2 protein-coding genes are annotated in these 6,313 nt (G+C 47.9%); both read left to right on the top strand.

Annotated features, from left to right (window positions below):
- Nucleotides 1–4,512 (top strand): amino acid adenylation domain-containing protein (locus ACX0G9_RS31435; RefSeq protein WP_459068962.1); only part of this gene is annotated, 4,512 nt, incomplete at its 5' end.
- Nucleotides 4,513–4,569: 57 nt separating this feature from the next.
- The coding region (locus tag ACX0G9_RS31430; protein ID WP_459068961.1) for a condensation domain-containing protein at nucleotides 4,570–6,313 on the top strand (1,744 nt) is incomplete at its 3' end.

Here is a 6,313-nt window from a genome sequence, read left to right as displayed (position 1 = left end):
CTGGGGCCGGACCACCTGGCCTATGTGATCTATACTTCGGGATCGACGGGACAACCCAAAGGAGTAATGATCGAACACAAAGGGGTCGTGAACCTGGCGCAGAGTCAGGTAGGCCCTCTGGGGCTGCATCCGGGAATTGTGGTATTTCAGTTCGCCTCCTTTAGCTTCGATGCATCCTGTTATGAGATCTTCTGTACCTTGTTGAAGGGAGGCACCTTAGTGCTGGCCCCTAAGGAAGTCCTGGCTGACCCGCCTGCCTTTTCCAGGTTATTGAACAAACATAAGGTTGAATTAATTACGCTTCCACCCAGTTATCAATCAGTAATCAAAGACGAGGTTACCCGCTTGAAAACGGTCGTTTCCGCCGGCGAGATGTTAAATGCAGCTATAGCCACGGGAATACAGCGAAAGGGTATTAAACTGATCAATGCTTATGGTCCAACGGAGAATACGGTATGTGCCACTTTATCTGAATCCCCTTTCCATGAAAGCGGAGCTGTAATCATTGGTAAGCCTTTACTGAACGTTCAGATCTATTTGCTGGATAAAAACCTGGAACCGGTTCCAATCGGCGTGGTGGGAGAAATTCACATAGCCGGAACAGGATTAGCCAGAGGCTATTTGAAGCGTCCTGCATTAACGGAAGAAAAGTTTATATCCAATCCATTTTGTAAGACCCCCGGCGCCCGTATGTACAAAACAGGGGATGCCGGTAAATGGCTGGAGGACGGAAATGTAGAATATATCGGTCGTATGGATGATCAGGTGAAAATAAGAGGATACCGCATAGAGCCGGGAGAAGTGGAGAACGTATTACAGCAGTGCAGGCTTGTTCATCAGGGAGTGGTGATGGCAAGAACGGGAAACAGCGGAGACCTTCGCCTGGTGGGTTATGTGTCGCCAAAAGGAATATTCGACAAAGAAGGGATACTGAACTACCTGAAAAGCAAGCTGCCTGATTACCTGGTGCCGGCACTATTGTTAGAGGTGGATGAATTCCCCTTAACCGTTAGTGGTAAAATAGACCGTAAGCGTTTGCCTGATCCGGATAAAATTAATCTGCAGGACTTAGCGCCGATGGGTTCGGGGAATGAACCAGAGCAACAACTAACTCGTATCTGGCAGGAATTGCTGGGAATAGAACACATTGGATTGGATGATAATGTTTTCGAATCTGGCGCGCATTCCCTGTTAGCCATCAGGGCAATATCGGTGATCCGAAAGGAGATGGGGATAGAGGTCCAGATCGGGGATATATTCGATCATCCCACTATCAGGCAATTAGCCAGTCATCTGGCTGGTCCGGTCAATTCAGATATCCTGCCTCCCATCAATGGCCAGCCAAGACCGACGCATATACCCTTGTCTTTTAGCCAGGAACGGCTATGGTTCATCGACCGGATGGATGGCAGCACCTCCTACCATATTCCCATGGTATTGCGGTTGCATGGCCCTTTAAAAGTGGCTTCTTTGGAGTATGCCCTGCAGCAGATCATCAACCGTCATGAAATATTGAGGACCATTATAAGAGAAGAAAATGGGCAGTCTTCACAGTTTGTTCTGCCAAAAGAAGGATGGAACATGGGCCTGACCGATAATACAGACCTTAAAACAGAGCCGGATCAACTAAACTCATTTATTAAAGCCCTGATAAGTTTGCCATTTGATTTATCGGCAGACCATACATTAAGAGCCCATTTAATCAGATTGGGAAATGAGGAAGCCATTCTGGTGGTCGTTCTGCATCATATTGCATCGGATGGCTGGTCGGGTACGATCCTGATCAAAGAATTTATCGAACTATATACCAGCCACATAGAAGGGCGGGAGGTGCAATTATCTTTATTACCTGTGCAATATGCAGATTATGCGATCTGGCAACGGAATTACCTAACAGGAGAATTATTAGAAAAGAAACTGGGTTACTGGCGGCAACGATTAGCCGGAGTGTCTCCTCTTAACCTACCGGTTGATTATGCCCGTCCTTCCGTGCTGAGCACAAGGGGCGCAGCTCTGCGGTTTATCCTTGACGAGCCTTTGGCGAGAGGATTGCAGGACCTTTCCCATCAGGAAGGTGTCACCTTGTTCATGACTTTGTTATCGGCATTCCAGGTATTGTTACACAGGTACAGTGGTCAAACGGACATTTCTATCGGGAGCCCGGTTGCCGGACGCCAACAGGCTGAAGTGGAAGAATTGATCGGCTTTTTTGTCAATACCCTGGTACTGCGGAGTGAATGGGAAGGGAATCCCGAATTTACCGCCTTTTTGCAACGGGTCAAACAAACAACACTGGAAGCTTATGAGCATCAGGAAGCGCCTTTCGAGAAGGTCGTGGAAGCGGTGACCAGGGAACGGGATATGAGCAGGTCTCCTCTTTTCCAGGTGATGTTTGTATTACAAAACAATGATCGGGTGGCAGCTGGTTCAGGTAGATTCGGCGGACTTGAACTAATAACGGAAATGCCCGGTCATACGACGTCAAAATTTGATCTAACCTGTTCGGTGGTCGGCGGGGAAGAAGGAATGGAGGTAATCCTGGAATATTGCACCGATTTGTACAGGGAGGATACTATCCGGAAGATGGCCTGTCATTATACGGAGTTATTGCGATCTGTTGTTAAGGAGCCAGGGAAAAGAATAGGGGATTTGTCTATGCTGGCTCCGGGAGAGCGGGAGCAGCTGGTGATGGGTTTTAATAATACGGAATCCGCTTACCCATCGGATAAGACCATGGTGGACCTGTTCGTCGCTCAAGCCGGCATGACCCCAGAAAAACCAGCTGTTGTTTTTGAGGGACAGACGCTGACCTATAAAGAACTGGATGAACGATCAAATCAGCTTGGACATTACCTGCGTGGGAAAATGATAAAAGAGGATAGCCTGGTAGCCATCTGTCTGGACAGGAGCCCCGAAATGGTCATTGGAATACTGGGCATCCTGAAGGCAGGAGGAGCATATGTACCTATTGATCCGGATTACCCTTCGGAAAGGATTGGCTTTATGCTGCGTGATACGGAAGCCTCGATCGTATTATGCAGCAGATCGTGCCGGCCGAGACTACCCTTAAAGGAAGGTCTTGAGTATATAGAATTGGATAGTCAGTGGGAGGAGATTGTCCAGGAAGGGAGGACCAGGCCTTCGACCCGGTTATCTCCCGATAACCTGGCTTACGTCATTTATACTTCCGGTTCGACAGGAAAGCCAAAAGGTGTTATGATCGAGCATAAATCATTGGTGGCCTCAACATGGGCGAGACGTTCTTATTACCCGGATGTTCAGTCTGCCTTTTTACTTTCTTCTTTTTCATTTGATTCCTCCATCGCCTTACTATTCGGTGCCCTGCTGACAGGCGGATGCCTGATATTGTGTAAAACTGAGTCGATAAGGGACCGCGATATTGTCGGACAATTATTAAAACAATCGGAACTGACTTTATGCGTGCCTTCTTTTTATAGTTTTTTACTGGACGAAGGATTGATCGCCGGATCAGGTCTTGCCAAAGTGATCCTTGCCGGAGAAAACCTGAACGAAGCGCTTGTCGCGCGTCATTATAAGGAGACAACGGGAATCATCTTGTATAATGAATATGGCCCAACAGAATGCACGGTATGGGCAACCGTTACTTCGATCCGGGAAGATGATCAACGTATAACGATCGGCAAACCCATTGAAAATACATACATATATATCACCGATAATCAGGGACAATTATGCCCCGTTGGAATTGAGGGTGAAATTTGTATTGGCGGGGCTGGTTTGGCGCGAGGATATCTTAAGCAGCCGGATCTGACCGGGGAGAAATTTGTGGCGGATCCATTTAGGGCAAACCAGGGTGCCAGGATCTATAAGACCGGAGACAGGGGGGAATGGCTATCCGACGGAAGGATCAGGTATCTGGGCCGGGCGGATGAACAGGTTAAGATCAGGGGATACCGGATAGAGCCGGGTGAGATAGAAAATGTACTGCTCCAAAATGGGGACGTACGGGAAGTCGCGGTTGTGCCCAGGGTTGACGGTAACGGCAATAAACAATTAGTAGCCTATCTCGTTGGAAATGCCCTCTTGGACAAAGAAAAGATTTACGCTCATTTAAAAAAGAGCCTGCCTGAATATATGATTCCGGGTATTTTGGTGGAGTTGGATACGATGCCTCTGATGCCTAATGGTAAGATTAACAAACAAGGTCTTCCGGATGCTAATCTTAATAATGCTGGTGGTGGCCGGTACGAAGCTCCCCGGAATGAAACAGAACAGGTGCTCGTATCTATCTGGCAGCAATTGCTGGGGATAGATCGTATAGGGATCCACGACGATTTTTTTGAATTGGGAGGTCATTCTTTATTAGCCTTACGGGTGATTTCCTACATGGAAAAGGAATTCTCTACTAAGATTTCCATTAAAAGCTTCTTTCAATTTAAATGTATAGCTGAATTGGCTGAATATATTGAAATCATCGATGCCCATAAAAAAAGTAAAAGCCGGACAGGTTTGGAGGTGTATGAATTGTAGGAAAATTAGTTGAAACAGATATCCCACACAAATAAATGCGCATAAAGAGAGCTTATTATGATTGACTCCGATTTCAAAAAAGCAATAAATATTATTACCAAGGCCAAAAAAAAGGGGGTCCTGTTATTTCTGGATAATGAAAGGGTCAAGTTTCATTTAGCCGGTGATGAGACAATCCAGGATGAGCTCATCGCTGAAATAAAAAAGTATAAAGATGAGATCAGGCATATTTTGGGGAGCAATGATTTTATCCAGGAAGCGGCAGATATAAAAAGAATCTACAAAACCAACCGGGATTCCGTTTCCCGGATCCCCTTATCTTTTAGCCAGGAACGTCTTTGGGTAATCGATCAGCTGGAAGGGTCGGTATCTTATCATATCCCGGTGGTATTGCGCTTACGGGGTCGGTTAAATGAAGATTCGATACGATATGCTTTGCAGGAAATAGTAAGCCGTCATGAGGTATTGCGGACGGTCATTGACGAGGAAGGGGGGCATGCTTATCAACGGGTAGTGGAAACAGGAGGATGGAAGCTGGAGTCGTCAGAGCCCGGCGGTTCGATGCAAGACCCTGCTTCCTGGCGATCCTATATCGGAGGATTAATCAGCCGGCCTTTCGATCTTGCAGCCGATTATAAACTTCGGGCGCATCTGATCCGGCTGAATGAAAAGGAGGCCGTTCTGGTGGTGGTTCTGCATCATATCGCCTCCGACGGGTGGTCCAATGCTATCCTGGTGAACGAATTTAAAGCTTTCTATAAAGCCCATATTTCGGGTTCCCTGGCATCCTTATCTCCCTTGCCGGTACAGTATGCAGATTATGCGATCTGGCAACGCCGGTATATAACTGGCGAAGTATTGGAAAAGAAACTTGGATACTGGAAGAGCCGGCTGGCTAACATGGAGCCGTTGAATCTGCCGACGGATTATTTACGTCCTGTCGTGCAGGGTACACGCGGCGCATCGATTCGTTTTGAGTTGGACGCAGAATTGACTGCAGGTTTGCATGCATTGAGCCATAAAGAGGGCGCGACGTTGTTCATGACATTGCTGGCTGTCTTTAACGTATTATTATATCGTTATAGTGATCATCCGGATATTGCTATAGGTACCCCGGTTGCGGGTCGGCAGCAACAGGAGATTGAAGGCCTGATCGGTTTTTTTGTCAATACGCTGGTGCTGCGCAGCGATTTGAGCGGAAACCCGGTTTTTCGGGAATTTCTGCAGCAGGTGAAGGAGACTACGCTGGGTGCCTTCGATAATCAGGAGATCCCCTTTGAAAAAGTGGTGGAAGCCGTGGTGAAGGAAAGGGATGCAAGCAGAAGTCCGTTGATCCAGGTTGTATTTGCCTTACAAAACAATAGCCGGGCGGCAGCAAGCGCTGGTAGTTTCGGAAACCTGGAATTGTTGCCGGAATTGCCAGAACATACCACTTCAAAGTTTGATCTGACTTTCCTGCTTGGTGAAAGTCCAACCGGTCTTGAAGGAAACATAGAATATTGCACGGACCTGTACCGGGAGGAGACGATATCCCGGATGGCCCTTCATTATAAAGAATTGCTGCAAGCGGTGGTAGCGGCTCCGGATCTCCGGATCGGGAAGCTGCAGATGCTGCCGTTCGTGGAGCGGTCTGCGCTACTGGGGTACAGCAGGGGGTTAGCAGGGGGCGTGGCAAGGGCGATACGTCCTTTTTCCCTGCTGGGCTGTTTGTCTGGTCGAATAGGGGAAGGCGGGGACAGGATAGCGGTGGTTCATCGGGGCAGGGGGTTGTCCTATGGGGAGCTGAACAGGCGGATAGAAG

The organism is Flavitalea flava (assembly GCF_054461575.1).
The sequence above is the reverse complement of the archived record's forward strand: the minus strand, read 5'-3'. Positions and strand labels throughout refer to the sequence as shown.